Raw genomic sequence first — 24,442 nt, forward strand, 5'->3', positions numbered from 1 at the left:
ATCCCGCGCCGTCAGCCAAATGCTGGCGATATTTTTCGGGCATTGGCAGAATTGCGGGAAGCCGAACTTTCGGGCAAATTGTCTTCGGAGCAAGTTCGACTGCTTTCCGAGTTGCTATTGGCACGCGGAATCGAACGCGATGTGATCAACCGGATAGGTCATCAGTTCGACAGGTCTCTCGTTCGCGACGAGCCGCGTAACATGGGATTCCATGGACGAATCTTCGCCACAACCACCGGAATCGCCTAGCCCATCTGACCTCTCTTCTCGCGAAGGCGCTCAGAAGTCTTCATCTGCTCAAGTGGAGGCTGCAGAGGCACTTGAAAATGCCCCGCCGTTTGTCCGCGAAAGTATGATGGCACTCATGGCTTCGGGGCCGCTCCCAAATCCAGTTGCCAATCAAGTCCGTCCGGAACACATTAAACAATCGCTCGACCTCGCGGACAAGCAATCTGATCGGGATGATCGCCAGGAGTCACGCTCGAAGCTGTTTCTTCTGATTGCGTTCGTAATCGTAGTTGGTCTCGTCGTGTTCTTGGTAATCTTTTTGAAAGATGATCCGGACTTGTTGCAGAAGGTGTTGACCTACGCTGGAACACTGTTCGCAGGCGTGGCGGCAGGCTTTGGCATTGGGCGTGCTGCAAACCAGGCCTAAGCCCTCTTCTCCCCACCCCCCGGATACGCAATCCGCCCGTGGTAGATACTCGCCACCGTCTTGCTGATCGAATCCCCAACAGCGTCAAGCTCCTTGAGCGTCAAATCGCAATCGTCGAACTGCCCGTCGGTCAGCCGCTTCTGGGCAAGCCTTCGCACGAGCTGGTCGATGCGGCTGGGCGTCGGGTCGGCCATCGTGCGCGTCGCGCTCTCGACGGCGTCGGCCAGCATGAGGATGGCGCACTCCTTCGTTCGCGGGTTCGGGCCCGGGTAGCGGTACTCTATCTCGCGCGGCTCGTTGGCCAGGTCGCCTTCTTTCGTCTCGCGCTTGCTCACCTCGCCCGCCTCGCTTGAGGCACCCTTGCTCACCGCCCGGCTCTCGCGCGCTGCCTCGGCCTCGTCGGCGGCCTTCTGCTTCGCACGGTGGTAGAAGTACTCCACCAGCGTCGTGCCGTGGTGGGCCTCGATGTAGTGGTGCAGCGAGCGCGGTAAGCCGAACTCGCGCGCCAGCTCCAGCCCATCCTTCACGTGGCCCACGATGACCAGCAGGCTCATGGCCGGGCTCAGCTTGTCGTGCTTGTTGGGCCCGCCGGCCTGATTCTCCACGAAGTACTCGGGCTTGTTCATCTTGCCCACGTCGTGGTACAGCGCGCCCACGTACGTCTGCAGAGAGTCCGCCCCGATGGCGTCGGCCGCGGCCTCGGCGATCGACGCCACGTTCATCGAGTGGTTGTATGTGCCCGGCGCCCGGCGTTGCAGCTCGCGCAGCAGCGGGTGCTTGGGGTCGCGCAGCTCGATGAGCTTCATGCCCGTGGTGATGTCGAACGCCTTCTCGACGCTCGGCAGGATGAACAACACCAGCCCGGCCATCGCCATGCCGCCGCTGGCGGCGAAGCCCATGTCCCACGAGAGTTCGAGCAGGCCCTTGCCCGAGAGCGGCCGCCCCAGCAGCCCGCCGCCGAGCGTCGCCGCCGCGAGCGCCAGGGCCGTGGCCAGCCCCGACCGCACGAAGGCGCGCCGATCGCGGATATCGCTGAGCTGCCACGCCGCCGTCGCCGCGCCGGCGAGCGGGATCATCACGAACCAGGAGGGCCGCCCGAGCGCCACCGTCACCAGCACCGCGTGCCCGGCGGCGATCGCGATGGCTACCCGCGCGTCGTACGCGATGGCCATCAGCATCGCCAGCAGCAGCGTGGGCGCGACGGCCAGCAGCATGACCAGCCGTGGCTCGACGGCCGACGGCCAGATCGCCAGCGCGAAGCACGCCACGAACAAGCCGGCGATGCCGAGCATCCGCTCGGGGTTGCGCGTCACGCGCGGGCAGTACCACGCCAGGTACATCGTCAGCCCCAGCACCACCAGGGCGCACACCGCGACCGAGCCCAGCAGCCGCGATCCGAGCGAGAACACGCCACGGGCCTGCGCCACCGCCTCGCGCTCGCTGCGCAACAGGCCGATCGTTTCCAACCCGACTGGTTCGCCGCGCCGAACGATCACCTGGCCCGCCTGCACCTCAACCCAAGACTCTTCGACATCGCCCACCACCTGCGCCTGCCGCGACGCGGTCTGCGCCTCGTCGAGGCGGTACGTGGGCTCGGTCTGGTTGACCACCCGCCCGACGATCAGCGACCGCAGCGCGGCATCGCCGAGCTGGGTCTGTTGCGCCAGTGCTTCGGCTGCCTCGAGCCGCTGCTCGGGGCTGCCCACGTTCACCAGGCTCGCGGCATTGGTGTGGATGGGCTGCGTCTCGGCCTCGCCGTCGCGCAGCCAGATGACGGCCGTCTCGCCGGCCTCGCTCCCGCCCAGCTGGGCCGATCGCTGCCGCTCGGTCTGCCACGTCGCCAGATCGACAAAAGGCCGCCGCGCGAGCGCTGCTCGTAGCCGCGTCATGGCTTCGGTCCAACGTGGCGCGACTTCTTCCTCGTTCACCAGCGTCCGGATGGCGGCGAGCTCGTCCTCGTCCAGGTCGAACCGCGCGCGCAGCTCGGGCGCGACCTGCTCGAGCGTGTCGGCATCGCGCAGCGTGAGCGGCAGCCCCGAGAGCCCATCGACCAGCCCACGCAGCTCGGGACGCATCACGAAGATGCGAGCCGCCCGATCACGGGCCAGCGTCCGTTTCTCGTCGGTCCGCGCCGGGTCGGGCATGCGGAAGGGCTCGCGGGCCACCACCGTCTCGTCGGCCAGCCGCCCCATCGCCAGCATGGGCTGCGAGCTGGCCCACCAGGTAATGACGCTCAGCACGAGCGCCGCCCCGGTGCCGATGACCACCGCGTAGCCCGTCTTGGGGTTGGTGATCAGCCGCTGGAACTTCTCCCAGGGCGTCGCACGCTCGCGTCGCAGGCTCACACGCCGGCCACTGCTCTTCGCTTTTTGCCAAGGCCAGCGCATCAAACGCCCCCCTCGGCCATCGCCGGAGCCTGCTCTTTGCGATCATCATCGCCGTAGGCATCGATGATCCGCTGCACCAGCGGGTGCCGCACCACGTCCTCACGTGTCAGGGCGGCAAAGGCCACCCCGCGCACCCGCCGCAGCCGCCGGGCCGCGTCGATGAGCCCGCTGCCGCCGGGGTCGGGGATGTCGATCTGCGTGGGGTCGCCCGTCACGATCATGCGAGATCCCTCGCCCATGCGCGTCAGGAACATCTGCATCTGTCCCACCGTGCTGTTTTGTGCCTCGTCCAAGAGGATGGCCGCCTGGTTCAGCGTGCGCCCGCGCATGAACGCCAGCGGCGCGATCTCGATCACGCCGCTTTCCATGAACCGCTCCATCGTGCCCACGTCCATCATGTCGTATAGCGCATCGAGCAGCGGTCGCAGGTACGGATGTACCTTGGCCTGCATGTCGCCGGGCAAGAAGCCCAGCCGCTCGCCCGCCTCCACCGCCGGCCGCACCAGCACCAGCTTGCGCACGCGATCGGTCCTCAACAAATGCACCGCAGCCGCCACGGCCAGGTACGTCTTGCCCGTGCCCGCCGGCCCCATGCCGAAGACGAGCTCGTTCGCCCGGATGGCTTCGAGGTAGTTTTCCTGCCCCGGCGTGCGTGCGCGGATCTGCCGCCCGCCGCTGTACACCGCGAGTGGGCCCTCCCACGCCTCGCCATCACGAGGCGGCACACGCATCGGCCCGCGCCCACCGGGGGCCAGCCCCGGCGTGGTCGACACGTCGGGATAGTCGCTCCCGTTGGGCGCCACCAGCCCGCCCGAGGCCGCCTCGGCCAGCATCTGCAACACGTCGGAGGTCGACGCCCGCCCGCCGCGACGCAGGATGGCGCGCAAGAACCGCTCGGCCGCCCGCACGCCCTCCTCTTGCCCGCTGATGCGCACGATGCCGCCCCTGGGCGTCACCGACACCCCGAGCCCCTCGCGCAGCAGGCGTACATTCCGGTCATGCACCCCGAGCACCCGAACCGGATCGGGGCCGATGGGAAATTCGATGGTCAGTTCCAAGCACCAGTCTCCAGACCGTGAACCAACGGGCACCACGGCCCCGGCCCATAGCGTCAGTGTCGTCTCTCGGGCAATCGTACCTGAGGCCAATCGGCCAAGCCCATGAAGAACCAAACAAAATCCTACATATTTTTCTTGGTTTCTATGGCCCTTCTCGCCGGCTGCGCTGTTGGGCCGGGCTACGAGATCGTGCCCACCCCAGGCCCAACGACTAAGGGCCCGGTTTCCGGAGACCGCGACGACATCTCCCGCGCCCTGGGCGTGGGTCTCGAAGCCGCCGAGGCCGCTCTGCTGACGGGCTCGTGGGACGGCGAAACCTACACGGCCTCGTTCATTGTCGTGGAAAACCGCGATGGCGTTGCAACCGCCACCCACCTTGGCGACGGCACATTCGCCCTGACCGCCTACGTCGACCCCGATGGTGACCAAGTGGCCCAGGAGCGACTGCTCAACGCCTGGGCCCGCCGACTGCGGCAACTCCACGGCGTTGCGTGGGCCCCGCGCTAAGCGTCGATTTTGTCGGATGTGGGAACGGCGCCAGCGAGTTCGACCGTCATCGTCGTCCCCCGCTGCCACACGCTCTTGACCTTGATGGTGCCCCCCAGCGTGCGCACGGCGTGCTTGACGATCGCCAGCCCCAGCCCGGTGCCCCGCGCGACCTTGCTGCCATCGCGCGACGTGTCGGCCTGGTAGAAGCGCTCGAAGATGCGTTGCTGCATGGCGAGCGGGATGCCCTGGCCTTGGTCGATCACCTCGAACACGCACGTGCGCGCCGCGTTCGGGTCGGCCCCGGGTTCCACGACACCGCGCACCAGCACCTCGTCGCCCTTATCGCTGAACTTGATCGCGTTCTCGATGAGATTCCGCAGGATGATGGTCACGAGATTGCGATCGGTCCGCAACGCTTCCAATTCTGGATCGATCTCGAATCGAAGCGTCACGGCCCCGCGCTCGCACATGGCCTCGAAGTTCTGGGCGAGCACGCGCACCAACTCGCTCGCCGGCACGAGCACCAGCTTCGCCGACCCTTCGAGCGCTTCCAGCCTCGACAGGTCGAGCAGGTCACGGATCAGGTCTTCCAGCCGGAACACGTTCTCGTCGAGCATCGAGAGCAGCCGCGTTCGCATCGCCTCATCCCGGCTGGCGGGCCCTTGCAGCGTTTCGACCGCACCCCGCAGCGCCGCGATGGGCGTCCGTAGCTCGTGCGAGGCGTTGGCCGCGAAGTCCGTTCGAATCTCGAGCGCCCGCGCCAGCTCGCTCACATCGCGCAGCACCAGCAGCACGCCCTTGCCATCGTCGTGCGCTCCACGCTCGACCGGCACGGGCACCGCCGAAACATCGGCGACCCGGTACCCGTTCTCGCCCGTGATCGTGATTCGACGCCGGCACCGCTCGCCGCGCGACGCCCGCGCGTGCAGCGAGAGCACCTCGGCGTTCGTAAACACCTCGTCGATGCGACGGCCGTGCACGTCTTCTCGAGCCATCTCCAACCATTGGCAGCCGGCTTCGTTCACCAGGATCACCGCCTGCCGCTCATCGCACACCAGCAGCGGCTCATCGACCGTCTGGAAGAACATCGAGAGCTCGCGATACACCGCCTCGAGCGATGCCAGCGACGCCCTGGCCTTGCCGGCGTCATCGCGAGCGATCCTGGCGCTGGCTGTCGTGGCGACCGCTCCACGCCACACCGCCAGTCCAGAGGCGATGATGAGCCCCGCCGCCACGATTGGCAGCGCATCGATCAAGATCAGCACCAGAGCACCAGCGCCCGCCAGGCCGGCAATCACAAACCAGCGTTGGCTCCGCTCACCCATTGCAGATCGTACGGCCAGGCCGCATCATGCCGGGGTCAATTCGTGGACCGCGCGATAGCCCACGCCCCGCACGGTCTTGATCTGCTGGCCCCATCGGCCCATCTTGCGTCGGATGCTGGTGATGTGCACGTCGATGGTCCGCTCGGTCACCGTCACACCCGGCCCCATCGCATGGCTCATCAGGTCGGCCCGCGAGAGCACCTTGCCATCGGCCTCGATTAACGCCGAGAGCAATCGAAACTCGGTGAGCGTGAACGGAATCGAATTGCCCTCGAGCGTGGCCTCATGCGTTTCCAGGTCGAGCGCGACTCCGCCCAAGCGCAGAACCTGCTCGCTGGAGCGTCCGCCCTGGTGCGATCGGCGGAACACCGCCTCGATCCGCGCCAGCAGCACCTTCATCGAGAACGGCTTGGTCACGTAGTCGTCGGCTCCGACCGCCAGGCCCACCACCTGGTCGACCTCGTCGCCCTTGGCCGTGAGCATGATGATGGGCACCCGGCCCAACGCCTTGTCGGCCCGGATCTGCTTGGCCACCTCGGTCCCGGGGAGTTCGGGCAGCATGAGATCCAGCAAGACCAGGTCGGGCCCATGGGCCCGCGCCATCGACAGGCCCTCCCGCCCGGTGTGGGCGGTAATTGTCCGATAACCATTGGTTCCCAGGTTATATTCGAGCAGATCCGACAGGTCCCGCTCGTCTTCGACGATCAGGATGACCTTCTCTTCGCCTGTTGTGCCGCTCGCGACCATGCCGCTGCCCTTTCGTTCAACCCGCCTGGCCCGTCCCTGGGGCCCATTGGTCGGCTGATTCTTGGGCATGGTCACACTCCTACAACGGCTGCTACACCCGACTTTAACATATCTTCGCATTCATGTGCAGATTCTGGTGTCCACAGATGCATCGGGCCGAAAAACGGACTGGACCAGTAGTTGGCAAGGGCTAAGTTGCTTGCTACACTCTCGGCTCTCGACCGGTAACGGATCGAGGCCAGGCGGGATCAAGGCCGTTCAAAGCGGCTTCCCGAGTGGTTCTTTCGGGCTCTGCTGGCTCTTTGGCGTGTCCGCCGGGGGTCCCGCAGGGCAACATACGCATTATCTCGGCATCTTGGGGATGCCGGGTTGGCTGACGAAAACGGCCCAGGATGGGCCACCGCCAGCCTTGTTTGGGGCTCATGGTCGAGCCCGATCGATCGATGGACTGGGTGGAACCCGATCATCGGTCTCAACGTGCGACCGGCCAATGCAACGTGCGGCCGGGCACGGTGACAGAGTCGGGCGGCCGAAACCGCCCTCAAGACCTCGAAGAAGGAGTCTCGTAGATGAGTCACAAGAAGGCCACAGTGCTGCTCGCGGGCCTCGCAATGGGCCTTGGTGGCACCGCGATTGCTCAGACGTCGAGCCTGGATGAAGCCCGCTCGTTCGCTGCGGAAACCCGCACCGATGCCTCGCGCGCCACGCTCGGCCAAGGTGCCACAACGGACCCCGAGATCTTCGGCCGTCTCCAGTTCGGGTACAACGTCACCCTCATCGATGATGGTGGCCCCGGCGCCGAGGATTACGCCAATGGCTTCCAGGGCAGCCGCACTCGCCTTGGTGCCAAGGGCGAGCTCGGCGAGTTCAGCTACAAGATCCAGGGTAACTTCGAAATTTCGGGTGGTACCTTCGTGCTGCTCGATGCCCACGTCAGCATGCCGGTCCCGGGCATGGAAGACGAGGCCAAGCTGACCTTTGGTCAGTTCAAGCTGCCCTTCCTGTACGAGCAGTCGGTTTCGTCCGGTAAGCAACTCGCTGTCGACCGGTCGTTCATCAACAGCTTCTTTAGCCAGGGCCGCAGCCAGGGCGTCATGTTCACCTACGCCGGCAACGAGGACGACGACTACCGCGTCCAGGCCGCGTTCTCCGATGGCTTCGGTACCGCGAACACGCAATTCGACAGCCCCATGGAAGCCGACTTCTCCATCGGCGGCCGCTTCGACTACAAGTTCGAGGGTGCCTGGAGCGACTTCGACGATTTCACCGCGACCCAGGGCCAGGAGCAGGCCCTCCGCGTCGGTGGTGCGATCTTCTACCAGATGGGCGACGGCACTTACGCCGTTGGTGGTGCCACCACCGAGCTCGACCTCCTGAGCATCACCGCCGATGCCCAGTGGGAGCAGGACGGCGTCAGCGTCTTCGGTGCGTTCACCTTCCAGGATGCCGACTTCGGCATGGCCGGTGATTCCACCGATCTGGGCTTCATCGCCCAGGCCGGGTACCGCTTCGACGAGAACAACGAGGTCTTCGGCCGGTTCGACTACCTGCTGGCCGATACCACGGGCGTCGAGGACTTCGCCTCGCTGACCTTCGGTTACAACCACTACGTCTATGGCGACCAGAGCGCTAAGTTCACCGCCGACGTGTTCTTCATCTTCGAGACCGTCGCCGACACCTACTTCACCGGTGGCCAGCCCTCGCGTGGCCTCCTGCCCGACAACGGCGATCCGCAAGCCGGCGTCCGCACCCAGTTCATCCTCTCGTTCTAATCCGAGCGGCACTGGTCTGATTTGATATCAGAACGGGCGACCCGGTGTGGGTCGCCCGTTTTTTTGTGCGCTCTTTCCTCACCCTTCCGCCGGTCCCATCGGGGGAAGGGCGTGCACTACATCCGTTCGAGCGTCGGCAACCCCAGCACGCCCATCCCGTCCTCGAGCACTCTGGCCGTCAGTTCGCACAGCCGCAGCCGGCTATCACGAGTGGCGTCGTCCTCGGCCTTGAGCACCGGGCACGCCTGGTAGAAGCCGCTGAACCTGTTGGCGATCTCGAGCAGGTGCTGGCACAACCGGTGCGGCTCCAGGTGCTCGCCCACCGCGCGGACGACCGACGGGTATCGCAGTAAGGCCATCGCGAGTTGCTTTTCGCCGTCGTGCTCGACACAAATCGCGGCGTCTTTCCAGCCATCGCCAACACCGCGCTCCTGCGCGTTGCGGAAGATGCTCTTGATGCGTACGAGGGCGTTCAAAAGGTACGGCCCGGTGTCACCCTCGAACGCAAGGATGCGATCGAAGTCGAACACATAGTCACGGACACGGTCATTCGACAGGTCGGCAAACTTGAGCGCCGTCATCGCAACAGTTTCCGCGGTTGCTTCGCGTTCGGTCGTGGTGACGTGCTCGCTTCGCTCGGCTGCCGAAAGGGCGCGATCGTGCGCCTCGTCCAACAAGTCCTGCAGCTTCACGCTCTCGCCCGACCGCGTCTTGAAGGGTCGCCCATCGGTGCCCAGGATCGTGCCGAACGCCGCGTGCTCCAGGCTCGCCTCAACACCCTCGGGTGTCGTCGCAAACCCGGCCTTGCGCGCCGCTGCGAACACCTGGCGGAAGTGCATCGCCTGCCGCACGTCGACGCAATAGATCACGCGGCTCGCGCCGATGTCCTGCACGCGCCGGCGGATTGCAGCCACATCGGTCGTGGCGTACAGAAATCCGCCGTCGCCCTTGCGCATCAGGGCGGGCGGATCCTTGCCCTCGCCACGCACGACGAGCGCCCCGCCGTCTTCCTCGGCCACGCCTCGCTTGATGAGGTCGTCGACCATCGGCGCAAGCTCGTCGCGGTAGCTCGACTCGCCCGCGCTATCGCCGATCTCGATGCGCGTGTGCAGCCGGCGGCACGCGTCCATGCACGCGCCCATCGTGATGTCGCTGATGCGCTGCCACAACGAGACCGCCCAGGCCTCGCCACCCTGCAACGCGATGAGCGTCGCCTTGGCCTGGGCCATCGCCTCGTCCGCGTCGGCCACCTCGGCCTCGAGCTCGGCGACCACCTTCGGCCCAAGGTCCCACTTCTCTGCCAAACGCAGCCCCGTGCGCCCTGCGCCGGTGCGCGCCTTCATGGCCTTGTAGATGCCATCGAGGTCGTCGAGTGTGATCGCATCCAGGTCAACACGCCCCGCGTCGCTCTCACGATGCAGAAAATCAACGACCATCGCGATGGGCAGGCCCCAGTCGCCCACGTGGTTCTGCCTGACCACCGTGTGGCCCAGCCGCTCGAGCGTGCGCGCCACCGCGTCGCCGATCACGATCGCCCGGATGTGCCCCACGTGCATCTGCTTGGCCAGGTTCACGCCGCACAGGTCGACGACAACCTTCTGCGGCGAGCCCACGGGCGGCAGGCCCAGGTCATTTCCGGCCAGCTCGCCCAGCAACCCCGCGAGCGACTCGCCCCGCAGCGTGACGTTGATGAACCCCGGCCCGGCGATCGACGACGCGTCCACCGGCTCGGCGATGTCGCTCAGGTCCACCGCTTCGACGATGGCCCCCGCCACCTCGCGTGGGTTCTTGCCGACCATCTTGCCCAGCGCCATCGCTGCGTTGCACTGGAAGTCGCCCAGCGCCGCCTTCTTGCTGGGGGCGATCAGCGGGTCGGCCCTGCCCGCCACTTCCGGGAAGGCGCGCGCGATGGCCGCCTTGAATCGCTCATCGAGGATGGCAACCGGGTCGAGCTGGGTATTGGTCGGGCTCTGCGTCTCGTTCATCGGCCCATCGTACGGGCCCTACGGCTCGCGCGCCCACGCCCCGAGCTGCCGCCGAAGCTCATCGGCGTACCGCAGCGTCGACGTCGAGGCCATCAACACCTCGTCATCGCGAAACACCGCCACACGCCCGGCCTCAATCGCCGGCACCGGCAACTCCGCCAGCGGGCCGAGCAGTTCCTGCCAATCGCCAACCTTCCCCGGGGCCAGCACCACGACCGCATCGGGCGCCAGCGTCAGCACGTCCTCGGCGTCCAGCGGCATGTACGGCCGCCCCACGTCGAGCGCCGAAGCCCCGCCGATGGCCACCAGCACCTCGTGATGCACCGACCCCGGCCCGAGCGCCGCAGCGGGCTCGCCGGGCATCAGCAGCAGCACCCGCCCCGCATCCGCCAACGCATCATCGGCCTCCAGGGCGCTCGCGAACCGGACCGAAGGCAACTCACCGGCATCGATCTCACTCGACACCAACCCATGCACGCCATCGGCCAGCTCGATGAGCTGCTCCAGGGTCGTCAACTCGAACGCCCGCACCTCGAATCCAACATCCTCGGCGAGCCCGGCCAACCCCGCCGGCGGCGCCGACGCCCCGGTCTCGACGTACACGTGCGTCGCGCCCGTGGCCGACAATTGCTCCAGGTCGATGCCCGCCGCGTCCCCCACCACCGGCAGCGATGGGTCGAGCGCCACGTCATACCCCGATCGTCCGACCGCGAGACCCTCGGCCCCGAAGTCTCGCAGCATGATGCCCACCGCCGGGCTGGTCGTGGCGATGCGCACACCTTCCGAAGGCGGCGGAGAATGCTGCTCACCACAGGCACCGATCAGCACTAGCATTGCGAGCGCAATCCACCTCACGCCAGCACCCCCGTCGCCTCACGCACTTGGGTATCGAGTTCGCGCAGCGACCCAGCCGAATGCAACGCGAACGGCCACGTGCGATCGAGCACGCTCTCCATGTCGGTCAGCCGTTCACGCTCGAGTTCGGCTTCATCACGCATTCGTTTCAGTCCATCGGCTCCCGCGTTCCGAGCATCGCCAAGCAGCTCACGCATCTCGGCGAACAACCGCCGCCGCTCGACCGACGCGTACGGCGCCTCACGCATCGCCTCGACGAGCCTGTCCCGCTCGCGCTGCCGCCCGTCTTGCCCGAGCATTGCCGGATGGTGTCGCGCGTGATGCACACGCCACGCCGCGTGCGCCGCCCGCTCGGGGTCGGGCAGCGGTCCCTCGCGCAATGGAAGCCATAGTGTTGCCGTCGCCACCACGCCGGGTGCCAGGTCGGCCCGCCCCATCCAGGCTTCGAGCCATCGCCGCGTCACGTCGTCGTACGCCTCGCCGCCCACGCCCATCACCCACGCATCACACAAGAGTGTGCGCACAAAACCCGTCATCGCCAGCGCCCGCGGCGCGACCTGCCCCTCGGGCTGGGCATCGCCATACACCGCCGCCCGCGGCCGTTCGGGCGTCAGGCTCCAGAGCGGCAGCTCCCATCGCGGCCCCATCTCGAGATCGCGAACGTGCGCATCGGGTAGGGCCTGCGCGGCCCCGTTGTACGCCAGCACGCAGTTGCGGGCCTCGCGCCGCATGCGATCGGCCCACATGCCAAAGGCCGCACCGCGCGACATCGTGCTGGCCATCAAGACATGATCGACGCGGATCCCCAGAACGTCGCGCACGATGTCGAGGGCCGCGAGCGTGTACTGCCGCGCCAGCGACGCCTCGCCCTGGCGTCCGATCAACGCTTCGCGAGTGCGTCCGAGCCCATCACGCGCCGCCTCGTGCGGCCACTCCGTCCGCGCCTCACGTGGCACAACGCCCGGCTCGATCGCCAGCCGCGAGCCCGTGGGCGTGCCCGGCCTGACAAACGCGCCCGCGTCGACAAGCCACTCGCGCCGCTTCAGCCGCCCCTCGTGCGTCCGCGCGGGATACGCCACCATCGTCGGCTCGTTGGCGTCCTGGTCGGGCGTCAACCACACGAGCGCCGCGTCGTGACGCTTGGCGATCTCCGCCGCCGCGACCAGCTTCGCCAGGATGCCCGCGTGCCACACCTCGGCCTGGTGCCCAACCATCACGATGGGCTTGTCTGTCGGCAGCCCGAGCTCCGCACGTGCCGCCGCCTTGGCCGGCGCGGGCGCGTGCAAGGTTCCGATCGATGCATCGCCCTCGGCACGCACCGCGACGGACTCCAGCAAAGAGTCCATCACGCAGGACATCGCCGCGGCAGCCTGTTGGCGCAGCACGCCAGCTCGCGAGCCAGCACCTCGCGGTAGTGCGTCAGCCGGTGCGTGTGGTCGTCCAGCGGCCCGCCGAACGAGCGCGTTGCGTCGTTATAGATCAACCGTACCGGGATCTCATCGATGCGAAGCCCCGCCGCAATAGACTGCACCCAGAACTGCATCGGGAAGGCATAGCCGTCGACATCGAGGCACAGCTTCTCCACCGCCGACACGCGATACGCCTTGAACCCGCAGAACGAGTCGGTGAGATCCAACCCTAATCGCGAATTGAGCTCGTCGGTGATGACGCCGTTGATGCGCCGCCGCTCTTCGGGTGGTGCGTCGTTCTCGGGATGCACGTCAAGATACCGAGAGCCGCTGATGACGTCCAGGTCGTCGCGTTCGATGGCAGCCATGAAGTCGGGGATCGACGCGGGCTCGTGCTGCTCGTCGCAATCCATCGTGATCACCCAGTCGAACTTGTCGACCGCCGCCCACCGGAACGCGTCCATCAGCGAACGCCCATACCCGCGGTTGTGCGCGTGGCGGATGACCTCCACCGGGAACTTCGCCAGCAGCGAGGGCGTCGCGTCGGTCGACCCGTCGTCGAGCACCAGCACGTTGGGCAGATACTCCGACACCCGCCCCAGCACGCGCTCCACGTACTTCTCTTCGTTATACACCGGGATTGCCAGCAACGTCCGAGTCATGCACACCTCTGCTTCATTCCGGGTCGTCTTGCGGAGATTGGTCACCGGGAGGCGAGTAGTACGGATCGGCCTCCTGCCGGTCGCGCTCACCCTTGGCCAGCGACGTGTACGCCTCGAACCCGAAGGGCATGTCCCGATCCTCGCCGCCCCTGCGACGCGAACGATTCTGGCGCCCGGCTTGTTCGATCTGCTTCATCAATTCGGGGGTGAGGGCGTGGAACGCCCGGATCTCGTGGACGGGAACCGTCCACAACTCGCCCGCCGGAGTCTTGATCTGGAAGATGCTGCACTCCACCGCCTGAGAAACCGCCCGATCGGCCTCGTCGCCGCTGATGCCGCACGCCAGCATGGGGTACACCTCGCCGATGGCGATCCGCTCGCCCCCATGCGTCAGAACGGCCATGCGTCCGTCAAAGAGCTCGGGCTCTGGAGGTGCGGGCGAAACGCTGCTCACCAGTTGACCACCACCGGGCAGTTCCACGCCGGGCGACTTCTCGGCCCGCCGGAGCCCCTCGGCCGAGAGCGTGGTCAGGATCTCGCGGCACATGTCGTGCCAAAACGCCTCTCGCAGATCCGCTGCATGGCTTGCCGATGCCAGCAACGAAGCGCCCTTCGACCCCGGCCGCCTACCCCCAGTAACAATCGGACCGTTCACCGTTGGGTGGCCTTGCGTGTGATGTGTCACATTGGCATTGCTCATACCAGCCACAATAGCGGCCCGCGCACCCGCCCGATCCCTTGGGGGGCCTCGGTCTACGCACTATCCCTCGGCTTGGGCCATCGCATCGGCCCGCGTGCCCGCCAGCCCGCGCCGGACATACTCGATCTCCCGCGCCCAAGCCTTGGCGGCCGTCTCTTCCACACCCGGTAAGTCGGCTTGCACCGGTGCCCGCGTCCGCAGCACCTCGGGGCGATCGGCCGCGATGGCCTCGAACGCTCGCAGCGCCGCCTCACCCCGCCCCACGACGACCAGCGTGCTGCGGGCCCGCTCGCGTACCGCCCGTTCGTAGGCCCCGCGCCCCAGCCCGCTCTCGATCCGCTCGCGGAGCACGTCCTGGGCCAGCGCTGCTTCGGCCCGTGCGACCCCGATCAGCCGGTGCCCCTCGGCGATCTTCTCGTCGAGATCGCTCTCCACGCTGGCCCGCTCGGTGCGCAGCCCGCGCGATCGCTCGTGCCCGAGGGCCTGCCGGATGACCTGGCGGGATGATCGCTCCACGCCGTCTACCATCTTCAGTGCCAGAGCGACTTCGGGCGAGATCCGCCCCTTCGTGGCGCCGCCGGCAGTGGGCTCCACCAGCGTCACCATGCCGCCGTCCTCACCCCGAGCGACCGGCCCCTCGACCAGCTCGCACTCCCCCGCCACCAGCCGCGTTACCCGCAGCGGCACCGAAGGCCGCAGCAGCCCCTCGGCCAGCCGCGTGCTGGCCCCCCGCCGCTCGCAGGCCATCCACAACGATGAGTACCGCTCGCGCATCATCCGCTGGGGATCGGCCCCTTCGGGCATCAGGCTCGTGCTGCTCGCCGGGCCGTCCCAGGCCACGTCGAGCCCCGGCTCGATCCACGCCCCGGCCCCGCGCATCGCCAGCTCGAGCTGCTCGGGCCCGGCGGCCTCATCCGTCAGCCCGGTGAGCCACACCCACACCGGACCGCCGGCGTCGTCGATGGCAGCCCCCAGATTCCACGCCAGGTCCTCGCGCACCCGCCCGGCTTGCAGCTCGAGCAGCACGCCCTCGAACCGCGCGTCGCTCGCTCGGTCGAGATGGCCTTGAAGTTCTCGGACCATAGCGATCGAATCGATGTCTCCGGTCACCCTCAGGTGCAAGACCATCCCGGTCCGTTCACGCTCCATGCCGAGGGAAAGGCCAACAAGTCCGAGAAGGAACAGCAGTAAGCACTTTACACGTATGGATTTACGAGATTGGTACACGTTTACGTCCCCGACGGCCACCCCACGCCTCCCCAGGGTACCTGAAGGTCCGCGAAATCACAAGCGGTTTTTGGCACCAAATCTCATCGACGCCCACCCGGGCGACGAATCCGGGTGCAAATTCCGAGCCCATATGCACTTTGAGAGAAGTGGGGCCCGAATCGCGCCGATGCCAGGGTGCAACCAAGGTGCGGGAGGCACGATCATGGACAACAGCAAGCGGGAGTTCGAAGAGCTCCGCAACATCCTTCAGAAGCTCGATCGATCGCTCGACGAGGCCCAGCAGAAGCGCACCCACGGCTCGACGCCGCCCGCGCCCATGCCAGGCCATTCGAGCCACCTCCCGAGCCCATCGGCCGCGGCACCCCAGAGCCCGACCATCCCCGCCATCCCGGCGCCACCCGCGATCCGGCCCGAGACCGCCGAGGAGCCCGAAGAACAACCAGGCCGCCTGAAGGCCAAGCCCCTCCGCCGCCCGCGTCCGGACAATTCCGGCCCGAGCCACGGCTGGGTCCACTAGACCGGTCCCTCACGAGTAGACCGGTCCCTCACGAGGCCCGTTCGTCTCCTGCCCGCATCACGCACTATCGGGGGTCGCCATGCTTTCTCGCCTCTTCGGCAAGGACAACTCGAAGCAGCCCGACCAGCAGCAGGGCCCGGACGTTGAATCGATGGCCTCCCAGGCGTCCAACACATCGTCCATGGCCAGCTTCGACCGCTTCGGTGCCACCATCATCGCCACGCTCAAGGAGCGCACGCTCTCGGGCAACGAGGCCGCCGCCCTGGTCGTCGCCCTCACCGACAAGCTCACCGAGCCGGGCCAGGTCACCGCGCGTCACGTCGTCCTCGACCTCCAGAACGTCGAGTACATGGATTCGGCCTGCATCGGCGTGCTCGTCGAGCTGCTCACCCGCCTGCAAAAGGCCGGCGGCCGCGTCGCCCTGGTGAACGCCGCCGCCAACGTCGAGTGCCTCTTCAAGCTCACGCGCCTCGACCGCCTCTTCCCCATCTGCCGCGACGTCATGCGCGCCATCGAAGCCGTCGAACGCCACGCGGCGTAGGGGCTCCGACCGAGGCGGGTACGTGAGCACCCGGGCCAACCCCGAACAACCAGCCACGAAGATCGCACCGAAAGTGATCGCTCGGCTGGCAGTCGCCAGTGCAAGCTGTACACTCCACGGGTGAGCACGCCCTCGGAGGCCTCGTCATGCGTACGCACGGTTCACAGCTTACGGCGGTGACTCTTCTAGCGGTCGCCGCACTCGCCCATGCCCAAAGCCCCCTCGACAGTTTTTTCCTACTCATCGAGTCGCCAGCAGTTGTCACGCCTTCGTCTGGGGGAGCGGCAATCGAGGTCTGGTGTGGGTACACCACATTTCCCGGTGGTACATATGTCATCCAAGGTGGTGACCTTGATGTCTACGCAACCGAGCCGCTGTTCGCGAACCTTAATACGATACGTCGAGATTTGGCGCCACCTCCATACGCGAGTTTTTCTGACGGAGTTCGAAGCCCGGAGGGTGACGCCGTGAATGACATCGTCGCTGGCCAGCGATCACTGGGCGGTGGCGGCGGCGGGGGGAGTGTGGATGATCGGAATCCGCTATTGCTCTGGACCGCGAATTGGAGCACGCGCGATTTTGCACCCAGAGTAGTCGAACTCACTGCTACGCCAGGCGACCACTTCAGTTGGGCGGAGTTGATCGGCGGTACCACAGAAGAATTCCCCGACCCCGGCTTTGCCACTATCGTCGTCCGCACCGACTGCCTGGCCGACCTGGACGGCAACGCCGAGCTCGACGTGTTCGACTTTCTCGCGTTCCAGAACTTCTTCATAGACGCCAGCCCCGTGGCCGACCTCGACGCCGACGGCGACCTGACCCTGTTCGACTTTCTCGCCTTCCAGAACGCCTTCGACGCCGGCTGCTAAGCCTCAAACGCAAAAGCACGCCCGACGCATCAAGCGCCGGGCGTGCGTGGTCCGTGGCTTGGTCGCCCTCAGGGCGTGCCGGTCGCCCATCCATCACCCGACTGGCTCACCTCGACCGTGCCATCCTTGCGGAGCGTGTAGGTCACGGTGCCCTTGGTGGCCCGGACCTTGACGCCCAGGTCCATGGCCAGGCAGTCGACGAGGTTCTGCCCCTCGTCGCCGTCGCCCACGTTGCAGCCGATCAGGCAGATCTCGGCGTCAGTCGCGAACTTACCGTCTGCCTTCAGGGCGTCAACGAATGTCTGGTACGCGCCCAGCTTGCCGTTGTCGGCGTTCTTGCCGATCCACTTGCCGTCCTGGCGGGTGTTGCCGTCGCCCATCGAGATCTGGCCGTCTGTGCCGTGGTTGGCGATGATCAGCTTCTTCACGGGCTTGGCGTCGCACACCTTCATGGTCGCATCGGCCACGTCGTCGACTTCCTCGACGTCGTAGCCCTCCTGGTCCTTGTAGTACTTCCAGCGGTTGCTGTGCGTGCCGACCTTGTCGGAGATGACCAGATCGGGCTCGTGGATCTCGAGCGTCGAGCTGGTGCCCGTCTTGGCTTCCTTGTCGCTCTCGACCTCGGCCGTCACGCCGGCGAACACGGCCGTGATGTCCGGGCCCGCAGGGCCGAAGCTGACCAGGTGGTACACGCCCGGCTCGTTGATCCGCAGCTCGAACTCACCCAGATCGCCGCAGAAACCAAGCTGGAAGTCCTCGAAGTACTGGTACGGCAGGTGGCTGCTCCGTGGCGCCTGCACCTGCGTGAAGTCCGGGCCCAGCGGGATGATCGCCGGCACGTCGACCTGGAGCTGGTTGTACAGCCCGAGCTCGATGTTCTCGCCGTATTGGGCCTCGAGGGGATCGATGACCTGGAAGTCGAGGCAGCCGGGCAGCGGATCGCAGCCGCGGTCGAAGTCGTTCTGGTAGGCCAGGAAGTCGAACAGCGTCAGCTCGCCGTCACGGTCCCAGTCGGCCAGCGGGTCGCCGGAGACGAAGGCGTTCTGGAACGCCAGGAAGTCGAAGATCGTGAGCCGACCGTCGCCGTCGAGGTCGGCCCGACACCCCGTTTGCGCGAAGGCCGGAGACAAGCCCCCAGCCAGCAGTGCTGCCGCGGCGATGGTGAGACGACGTTTCCACGAGTGCAGTAGCATGGCGTATTCCTTTATGTTTTGTGTGCGTGCCACTACAAGAGCGGAAAGCACCGCCACAAGTCACGCAGGGAAGCCACATACATAAATTGGATGTTAGATTGGGCAAATGGGGCAATGCACTCGACGATGTGCCGCGCGGTGCGTTGTTCGAATCTGGGTTCATATACCAGAACTCGTCGGCAACGCGACACGCCACTCAGCCCCGGAACAATGCCTCGAAGGCCACGAAATCGGCAACATCGAACACGCCGTCGTCGTCGATGTCCGCCCGCGGATCCCGCTCCATCCAGAACGCCTGGAACCGCAGGTAATCGAAGATCGTCAGCGCCCCGTCGCGGTCCAGGTCGGCCGGGTGCCGCACGAATTCTTCGGCCAGCCGCAGCGTGCCCTCGAGTAGCTCCTCGCCCGCCGGCAGGATCTGGTCGGGCGGCGGATCGAAGCCCGGCAGCGTGATGGGCGGCGTCGGTCGCAGTTCGATGGTCCACGAGAGCGCATCGAGCTCGCCGTAGAACCAATCGGTCGAGTTGCCGCTGTACAGGTAGAGCACCGTTGCGCCGGTGCCCACCTCGTACTCGGCCCCCGTCGCGTCGCGCACGCCATCGGCGAAGATGTTGCCAAGCTCGTTCATCTCGGCGATATCGACCGGCTCTTCGAGTTGGTAGCCCCATGGGCTGAGCACGAACTGGCTGAACGTGTGGACGTCCAAATGCCCGACGACCCGATCTCGTAAACCGTCGATGGCGTCCATGTACACCCGCAGCTCGGGCTCGCTGAAGGGCTCCACGCCGCGGTACGTCCCGCTCCCGGGGTTCGAGCTGGACCCAAGCCCGCCCCACTCATACGACCAGTTTCGATTGAGGTCGACACCGCGCAGGCGATCGTCGATCACGCGCTTGTTCTTTCGCCAGAAGCGCTCATCGGTCCAGGTGTAATCGAACCCATCCGGATTCACCATTGGCAGGAACACCCACTCAAGCTCGTCGAGCAGCCTGGTGATGCGCGCATCGCTGCCATATCCAGACACGAGCTGCTCGATCATGAACGTCGTGGCCGCCGCGCTCAGCCACTCCCGCGCATGCTGGCAGGCGTTGATCACAAACACCGGCTTGTCCGCGCGTCCATCGCCGTTGAGCACGATGCCGGGGATGTCGCGGCCCTCGAGCGATTGGCCGAGCGTCTCGAGCCGTGCGATGCCGGGGTTTGAGTCGACGATGGACTGCCAACGCGTGCGGAACTCGTCAAGCGTGCGATACTCCTCGTACCACTGCACGTCATCGCGCTGCGATCTCGCCGCAATCCGGGCTCGCTCGGCGTCCACGGCCACCTGGAGATCATCAACGACGACCCGGTGCTCAAGTTCGAGTTCAAGGAACCGCGCGTACTGCTCGGGGCTCAGCCGGATATCAACCGGCCGCAAGGGCACGACCCGGTGCGTCCACAGGTCGGGCGACAACGGCTCGATCGCCTCCATCACCGCGCGCGTGGCCATCGGCAGGCGAACCTGCTTGTGCCCCGCGTACGGCTTTTCGGCCTCCTGCGCAACCGCCATACTCGCAAGCGCAAACACCGCGCACGCCTTTGATACCCTTGCCAGCATGTCCGCCCCCTTCGCGTGTGCCTTACAGATCGAACAGGGTCTGGAAACCCAGGAAATCGAAGATCGTAAACGCGCCGTCGGCGTCGATGTCCGCGGCCGGATCCTCGGCCTCCCACAACGTCTGGAACAGCAGGAAGTCGAAGATGGTCAGGGCACCATCACGATCCAGGTCCGCCGGATGCGGCGGAGCGCAATCGATCTCGAGCACCAACTCGTCGATGCCAGCCTCGACGATCGAGCCTGGGTCTTCGTCGGCGGCCACGAACAGCAGACGCATCTCGGCTGTCGGCTCGACCACGTCGGCGATGCGGTACCGCCGGGTCTCCCAGCCAACCGTCGAGGCGTTCGTCGCATCGAGCAATTCCCACGATGCGCCGTCGTTGTTGCTGATGAGTACGGCGAACGTGTCCTGTGCGGGTGCCGAGCCCTGATCGTTGCTGTACCACAGCGCGAACGATACAAACGGATCGGGGTTCACCTTGCCGCCCGTTACCGTCGCGTCAAAAAGCGGGGATACCAGCGAAGTGAACCCGTTGTCGACGTCAAACTCGCCTAGGGAGTCGCCCGCACGCCCATCGGTGAACCAGCCGTTGGTGCCATCGGCCGACGCGTCGTCCTCGGGCTGCGCATCGGTCGCCTCGGGGTCGGCGTTGCCCCATTGCCCGCGCTCGGCAGTGTCGTCGGGCAGGCCCGCGATCCACTCGCCCTCGATCTCGCACGCGTCCCGCAATACCACAATTGGATCGCTCACGCTATGCGTGAACACGCCAAACTCCGGGTAACGGAACAGCGTGCCCCCCACCGTCGCCGCCTCGACATAAAACTCGCCAAGCTCGCCGCACTGGAGCAGCCCCATCTCTATCGAGTAGTCCTCGCCCTCGATGTGCTCAACCGTCGCGGGCTCGAACGCGTCGCCCGGACCCTCGCGGAAGAAGCCGCGCACCGTCGCCGGGTCGAGCTCGTCCAGGCCGTCGCGGACCTCGAACAGGCGGACCGATGTCTCGCCCGCGGGCGTGCCACCATCCTGCGGCGACACGTGGAAGCGCAGCGGCTGGGCCATCTGCTCGGCCAGCCGCAGCACGCCCTCGGTCAACTCTCGCCCGGCCGGCAGGATCTGATCGGGCTCGGGATCGAACCCGCCCGCGCCACGCGATTGCGGACGCAGTTCGATCGTCCAGCCAAACCCGACCCCACCGAACTCGCCATACACCCAGTCCTTGGCCGAGCCGCTGGTCAGGTACAGCCCGCTGCTGCCCTGGGCCGCGGTATAGGTCGCGCCCGTTTCGTCCAGGATGCCCGCCGCGACGACGTCGCCCAGCTCTTGGAACACCGAATCGTCCTCGGAGGGATCGAACGTGTACCCCAGCGGGTGCAGCACGAGCTGGCCATAGGTATGCACGTCCAGGTGGACCACCACGCGATCGGTCTTGCCATCAACGAACGACGTGAACGTTTGCAGCTCGGGCTCGGTAAAGGGGCCCGTGCCGCGATACGTCTGGCTGCCCGGGTCGTCGCTCGCGCCCGGCTGGCCCCACGCGACCGACCAGTTGCGGTTCAGGTCGACGCCGAACTCGTCGCTGCCGTCGATGTCGCGCCGGTTCTTGCGCCAGAAGCGCTCGTCGGTCCAGGTAAAGTCGAACCCGTCGGGATTCAACATGGGCGCGAACACCCACTCCAACTCATCAAGCAGCCGCGTGATGCGCGGATCATCGCCGTACCCCTCAACCAATTGCTCGATCAGGTACGTCACCGCCGCGGGGCTCACCCACTCGCGGGCGTGCTGGCAGGCGTTGATCAGCATCACGGGCTTGCCCGCCTCGCCGTTGCCGTTGAGCACGAACCCCGGCATGTCGCGACCCTCGAGCGACTGGCCGATGACCTGGAAGCCCGTCACATCGGGGTTCAGGTCCGCGATCGACTGCCACCGCACCCAGTACTCATCCAGCGTGCGGTACTCGTCGTAGAACGTCAGGTCGTCCTGCGCGCCGCGCGCGTCGATCCGCGCCCGCTCGGCATCCACCACCGCTTGCAGGTTTTCCGCCATAACCGTGTGCGTGAGTTCGAGGCCGACGAACCGGGCGTACTGCTCAGGGCTCAGCCTCAGCTCGATCGGTTGCATGGGGATGATCGTGTGGGTCCACACGTCGGCCCCCAGCGGCTCGATCGCCTCGAGCACCCGCCGTGTCGCCACGGGGAGCTGGACGAGCTTGTGCCCCTCGTAGGGCTTGGCCGATTGCTGCTGGCCAACGTCCTGGCCGGTGGCCGTTCCGGCCCACGCCAGAAGGACACAGGCCGACACCGAAGCACTGCACGCCATCGCACGCACACCCGAAGCGGAAAGAAGCGACATGGGCAAGTTCTCCATTAGATAAGCCGAGGGCCGCACGCCCTCCAACATCCGTACGGCTCACCGGCCCGACCCGTTTCGGTCATCGGCAGAGACCCGTACCATTGGGCCGCAATGACCGAGAATACGGGCAATCCCCCCGCCGCCGGCAGGCTCCAACACACGGTCTCCCTCGCCGGGCTCGGCCTCGGGCCGGTGGTCGCCATCCTCGTTGGGCTGCTCCTGCCCGACACCCTCCCCGGGGCCGAGGCCGCCATCGAGCTCACCCGCCCCGCTCGCATCACGGCCGCAGTCGCCGCACTCATGGCGATCTGGTGGCTCACCGAGGCCATTCCCCTGAGCGCGACCGCCCTGCTGCCCCTGGCGCTGCTGCCACTCCTGCGCGCGATGGGCATGGCCGACGCGGCCGCCCCGTACGCCAACCCGGTCATCTTCCTCTTCCTTGGCGGGTTCATGCTCGGGTTGGCCATGGAACGCTGGGGCCTGCACAAGCGCATCGCCCTGCTCGTCATCATGGCCGTTGGCTCGGGCCCGCGTTCCATCATCGCCGGCTTCATGATCGCCACGGCCATGCTGAGCGCATTCGTGTCCAACACTGCGACGGTCATCATGCTCATCCCCATCGCTACCAGCGTGCTGGCCACGGTGCATGACAACCCCGACGCGCCCCCCGGTGCCCGCCAACGCTTCGCAACATGCCTCGTGCTCGCAATCGCATACTCAGCATCGATCGGTGGTGCTGCCACACTCATTGGCACACCACCCAACGCGGTCTTGGCCGGATTCGTAGCCGACCAGGGCGAGCGCACTCTGAGTTTCGGTCGCTGGTTGCTGCACGCACTCCCGCTCGTTGTTGTGTTGCTGCCGATTTGCTTCGTATTGCTGACCGGCCCGATGTTCCGAGTGCGTGGCAGCGTCGGCGGGAGCCGATCGGCGGTTCGTACGCAATTCCACGAACTCGGCCGGATGAAGCCCGGCGAATGGGTGGTGCTCGTTATCTTCTCGATCACGGCCCTCCTGTGGATATTCCGCAAGGTCATCAACAGCCAGGATTTCATGACCCAAGCTGGCCTGAGGCTCAGCGACGCCCAGATCGCCATGTTCGCCGCCATCGCGCTCTTCGTTGTGCCGGTCGACAAGAAGTGCCGTACGTTCGCTATGGACTGGGACACCGCGTCGCGCGCACCCTTCGGCATCTTGCTGCTGTTCGGCGGCGGCTTGAGCCTGGCCGCGGCGGTATCGGCGACGGGCCTCGACGTTGCAATCGGGCAACAGTTCGCGCTCCTGCAAGGCATGCCGCTGTGGGTCATCGTGCTCGGCTTGTGCTTGCTGGTCACGTTCCTCACCGAACTCACCAGCAATACCGCCGTGACCACCGCGCTGCTTCCCGTGCTCGCGGCTGCTGCGCCGGTGATGGGCGTCGACGCGGCCTACCTCTTGCTACCGGCGGCAGTCTCGGCCTCGTGCGCGTTCATGCTGCCCGTGGCCACACCACCCAACGCGGTCGCCTTCGCAAGCGGCCGCGTAACCATCGGCCAGATGGCACGCACGGGCGTGGTGCTGAACGTCCTGTTCGCGTGCATCATCACGCTGTGGGTCATGCTCGTCGCGCCAAGCGTGTTCGGGTAGGCGGTGGGGAGTCAGGCCGAGGGCTTCGCGCCGTACTCGAACTTCCACCGACGGATCGGCACACTCGCCGCCCGCGAGAGATCGAGCGCCCCCCCACTCCTCAGCCACCGCGCCGCCGAGTGCTGGTCGGCCCCATTGACGACGCGCACCACCAACACGCCGCGGGACACCCGGTCGGCACTCGCCCGCTCGCCCAGCCCGCCAGGGGCCATTTCGGCCCAGGCCTGCTGGAGCGACACGCCCGACCGCGCGACTGCTTCGTAGTCCAGCCGGGCCCTGCGGAACGCGTTGGCCAGGTCGCTCTGGGGCGAGTACACCCGCCACCCGCGCAGCCGATTGACCTGGGCGAGGCTTTCAGTATGGCTCATGTTCGGTTTCATATCTACATGTTCGGCTAATGATTGGAATCTGATGCACAATTTTATAGATATGTCAGGGTTTTGGCCAGACACCATCAGAACCCGCTAGCATATCC

Annotated in this window: 21 protein-coding genes; 7 read left to right on the plus strand and 14 right to left on the minus strand. The window is 66.4% G+C overall.

All coding sequences use genetic code 11. The features are described from left to right. The first annotated feature begins 211 nt into the window (after positions 1 to 211). The gene (locus NCW75_13485) at positions 212 to 655 is read left to right on the plus strand and encodes a hypothetical protein (GenBank protein UYV12298.1); all 444 of its coding nucleotides are present in this window, start codon (positions 212 to 214) and stop codon (positions 653 to 655) included. Here NCW75_13485 and NCW75_13490 read toward each other — a convergent pair. Both NCW75_13490 and NCW75_13495 read right to left on the minus strand, forming a co-directional pair. Further along, positions 652 to 3,042: an HDIG domain-containing protein gene (locus NCW75_13490; protein UYV12299.1), complete on the minus strand. Its 2,391-nt coding sequence runs from the start codon at positions 3,040 to 3,042 to the stop codon at positions 652 to 654. The genes NCW75_13485 and NCW75_13490 overlap by 4 nt on opposite strands. Continuing rightward, positions 3,042 to 4,100, minus strand: a complete 1,059-nt coding sequence (locus NCW75_13495; protein ID UYV12300.1) for a PhoH family protein — start codon at positions 4,098 to 4,100, stop codon at positions 3,042 to 3,044. Before NCW75_13495 ends, NCW75_13490 begins: the two co-directional genes overlap by 1 nt. 144 nt (positions 4,101 to 4,244) lie before the next feature. On the opposite strand from NCW75_13495, the gene NCW75_13500 reads away from it, so the two are divergent. Beyond that, positions 4,245 to 4,607, plus strand: coding sequence for a hypothetical protein (locus tag NCW75_13500; GenBank protein UYV12301.1), 363 nt, complete (start codon positions 4,245 to 4,247; stop codon positions 4,605 to 4,607). Here the strand turns inward: NCW75_13500 and NCW75_13505 are convergent. Both NCW75_13505 and NCW75_13510 read right to left on the minus strand, forming a co-directional pair. Beyond that, entirely contained in the window at positions 4,604 to 5,914 is a 1,311-nt protein-coding gene (locus NCW75_13505; protein UYV12302.1) for a PAS domain-containing sensor histidine kinase, read from the minus strand. The two genes, NCW75_13500 and NCW75_13505, sit on opposite strands and share 4 nt — an antisense overlap. A gap of 24 nt (positions 5,915 to 5,938) precedes the next feature. After that, positions 5,939 to 6,730: a response regulator transcription factor gene (locus NCW75_13510; protein ID UYV12303.1), complete on the minus strand. Its 792-nt coding sequence runs from the start codon at positions 6,728 to 6,730 to the stop codon at positions 5,939 to 5,941. A 500-nt stretch (positions 6,731 to 7,230) separates the two neighbouring features. Between NCW75_13510 and NCW75_13515 the strand changes: the two genes are divergently transcribed. After that, a complete protein-coding gene (locus NCW75_13515) occupies positions 7,231 to 8,433 on the plus strand; it encodes an OprO/OprP family phosphate-selective porin (GenBank protein ID UYV12304.1) in 1,203 nt (400 codons plus the stop codon). 116 nt (positions 8,434 to 8,549) lie between these two features. Here the strand turns inward: NCW75_13515 and argS are convergent, their stop codons facing one another. The 6 genes from argS to NCW75_13545 all read right to left on the minus strand — a co-directional run bounded on the left by argS (position 8,550) and on the right by NCW75_13545 (position 15,193). After that, positions 8,550 to 10,418, minus strand: a complete 1,869-nt coding sequence (gene argS / locus NCW75_13520) for an arginine--tRNA ligase (GenBank protein UYV12305.1) — start codon at positions 10,416 to 10,418, stop codon at positions 8,550 to 8,552. Between the two features lie 18 nt (positions 10,419 to 10,436). Next, complete coding sequence (locus NCW75_13525) at positions 10,437 to 11,252, minus strand: hypothetical protein (protein UYV12306.1); 816 nt, start codon at positions 11,250 to 11,252, stop codon at positions 10,437 to 10,439. A 17-nt stretch (positions 11,253 to 11,269) separates the two neighbouring features. Continuing rightward, on the minus strand, positions 11,270 to 12,658 hold the full coding sequence (locus NCW75_13530; GenBank protein UYV12307.1) for a hypothetical protein: 1,389 nt from the start codon (positions 12,656 to 12,658) through the stop codon (positions 11,270 to 11,272). Continuing rightward, the gene (locus tag NCW75_13535) at positions 12,619 to 13,344 is read right to left on the minus strand and encodes a glycosyltransferase family 2 protein (GenBank protein ID UYV12308.1); all 726 of its coding nucleotides are present in this window, start codon (positions 13,342 to 13,344) and stop codon (positions 12,619 to 12,621) included. Before NCW75_13535 ends, NCW75_13530 begins: the two co-directional genes overlap by 40 nt. 13 nt (positions 13,345 to 13,357) lie before the next feature. Beyond that, positions 13,358 to 13,945 (minus strand): hypothetical protein, encoded by a 588-nt coding sequence (locus NCW75_13540; protein UYV12309.1) that lies wholly within the window; start codon positions 13,943 to 13,945, stop codon positions 13,358 to 13,360. A 159-nt stretch (positions 13,946 to 14,104) separates the two neighbouring features. After that, positions 14,105 to 15,193: a hypothetical protein gene (locus tag NCW75_13545; GenBank protein UYV12310.1), complete on the minus strand. Its 1,089-nt coding sequence runs from the start codon at positions 15,191 to 15,193 to the stop codon at positions 14,105 to 14,107. A gap of 283 nt (positions 15,194 to 15,476) precedes the next feature. On the opposite strand from NCW75_13545, the gene NCW75_13550 reads away from it, so the two are divergent. From NCW75_13550 to NCW75_13560, 3 genes are all read left to right on the plus strand, one after another. Beyond that, complete coding sequence (locus NCW75_13550) at positions 15,477 to 15,791, plus strand: hypothetical protein (GenBank protein UYV12311.1); 315 nt, start codon at positions 15,477 to 15,479, stop codon at positions 15,789 to 15,791. 79 nt (positions 15,792 to 15,870) lie between these two features. After that, complete coding sequence (locus NCW75_13555; GenBank protein UYV12312.1) at positions 15,871 to 16,332, plus strand: STAS domain-containing protein; 462 nt, start codon at positions 15,871 to 15,873, stop codon at positions 16,330 to 16,332. 467 nt (positions 16,333 to 16,799) lie between these two features. Further along, entirely contained in the window at positions 16,800 to 17,201 is a 402-nt protein-coding gene (locus tag NCW75_13560) for a hypothetical protein (protein UYV12313.1), read from the plus strand. Between the two features lie 68 nt (positions 17,202 to 17,269). On the opposite strand, the gene NCW75_13565 is transcribed toward NCW75_13560, so the two are convergent. The 3 genes from NCW75_13565 to NCW75_13575 all read right to left on the minus strand — a co-directional run bounded on the left by NCW75_13565 (position 17,270) and on the right by NCW75_13575 (position 22,341). After that, positions 17,270 to 18,394 (minus strand): DUF4347 domain-containing protein, encoded by a 1,125-nt coding sequence (locus NCW75_13565; protein UYV12314.1) that lies wholly within the window; start codon positions 18,392 to 18,394, stop codon positions 17,270 to 17,272. Between the two features lie 196 nt (positions 18,395 to 18,590). Next, on the minus strand, positions 18,591 to 19,943 hold the full coding sequence (locus NCW75_13570) for a hypothetical protein (protein ID UYV12315.1): 1,353 nt from the start codon (positions 19,941 to 19,943) through the stop codon (positions 18,591 to 18,593). Between the two features lie 70 nt (positions 19,944 to 20,013). After that, positions 20,014 to 22,341, minus strand: a complete 2,328-nt coding sequence (locus NCW75_13575; protein UYV12316.1) for a hypothetical protein — start codon at positions 22,339 to 22,341, stop codon at positions 20,014 to 20,016. A gap of 111 nt (positions 22,342 to 22,452) precedes the next feature. Between NCW75_13575 and NCW75_13580 the strand changes: the two genes are divergently transcribed. Further along, positions 22,453 to 23,967, plus strand: coding sequence for a DASS family sodium-coupled anion symporter (locus tag NCW75_13580; GenBank protein ID UYV12317.1), 1,515 nt, complete (start codon positions 22,453 to 22,455; stop codon positions 23,965 to 23,967). A gap of 11 nt (positions 23,968 to 23,978) precedes the next feature. Here NCW75_13580 and NCW75_13585 read toward each other — a convergent pair whose 3' ends face one another. After that, positions 23,979 to 24,335, minus strand: coding sequence for a DciA family protein (locus tag NCW75_13585; protein UYV12318.1), 357 nt, complete (start codon positions 24,333 to 24,335; stop codon positions 23,979 to 23,981). Positions 24,336 to 24,442 lie beyond the last annotated feature (107 nt).

This window comes from Phycisphaera sp., from assembly GCA_025916675.1.
Taxonomy (GTDB): domain Bacteria; phylum Planctomycetota; class Phycisphaerae; order Phycisphaerales; family UBA1924; genus JAHCJI01.

Coding starts and splice junctions, on each gene's coding strand:
- NCW75_13545 (UYV12310.1), bottom strand. CDS start 15,193: ATGGAGCGTGAACGGACCGGGATGGTCTTGCACCTGAGGGTGACCGGA.
- NCW75_13485 (UYV12298.1), top strand. CDS start 212: ATGGACGAATCTTCGCCACAACCACCGGAATCGCCTAGCCCATCTGAC.
- NCW75_13490 (UYV12299.1), bottom strand. CDS start 3,042: ATGCGCTGGCCTTGGCAAAAAGCGAAGAGCAGTGGCCGGCGTGTGAGC.
- argS (UYV12305.1), bottom strand. CDS start 10,418: ATGAACGAGACGCAGAGCCCGACCAATACCCAGCTCGACCCGGTTGCC.
- NCW75_13565 (UYV12314.1), bottom strand. CDS start 18,394: ATGCTACTGCACTCGTGGAAACGTCGTCTCACCATCGCCGCGGCAGCA.
- NCW75_13510 (UYV12303.1), bottom strand. CDS start 6,730: ATGCCCAAGAATCAGCCGACCAATGGGCCCCAGGGACGGGCCAGGCGG.
- NCW75_13555 (UYV12312.1), top strand. CDS start 15,871: ATGCTTTCTCGCCTCTTCGGCAAGGACAACTCGAAGCAGCCCGACCAG.
- NCW75_13505 (UYV12302.1), bottom strand. CDS start 5,914: ATGGGTGAGCGGAGCCAACGCTGGTTTGTGATTGCCGGCCTGGCGGGC.
- NCW75_13580 (UYV12317.1), top strand. CDS start 22,453: ATGACCGAGAATACGGGCAATCCCCCCGCCGCCGGCAGGCTCCAACAC.
- NCW75_13575 (UYV12316.1), bottom strand. CDS start 22,341: ATGTCGCTTCTTTCCGCTTCGGGTGTGCGTGCGATGGCGTGCAGTGCT.
- NCW75_13500 (UYV12301.1), top strand. CDS start 4,245: ATGGCCCTTCTCGCCGGCTGCGCTGTTGGGCCGGGCTACGAGATCGTG.
- NCW75_13585 (UYV12318.1), bottom strand. CDS start 24,335: ATGAGCCATACTGAAAGCCTCGCCCAGGTCAATCGGCTGCGCGGGTGG.
- NCW75_13525 (UYV12306.1), bottom strand. CDS start 11,252: ATGCTAGTGCTGATCGGTGCCTGTGGTGAGCAGCATTCTCCGCCGCCT.
- NCW75_13535 (UYV12308.1), bottom strand. CDS start 13,344: ATGACTCGGACGTTGCTGGCAATCCCGGTGTATAACGAAGAGAAGTAC.
- NCW75_13570 (UYV12315.1), bottom strand. CDS start 19,943: ATGGCGGTTGCGCAGGAGGCCGAAAAGCCGTACGCGGGGCACAAGCAG.
- NCW75_13515 (UYV12304.1), top strand. CDS start 7,231: ATGAGTCACAAGAAGGCCACAGTGCTGCTCGCGGGCCTCGCAATGGGC.
- NCW75_13550 (UYV12311.1), top strand. CDS start 15,477: ATGGACAACAGCAAGCGGGAGTTCGAAGAGCTCCGCAACATCCTTCAG.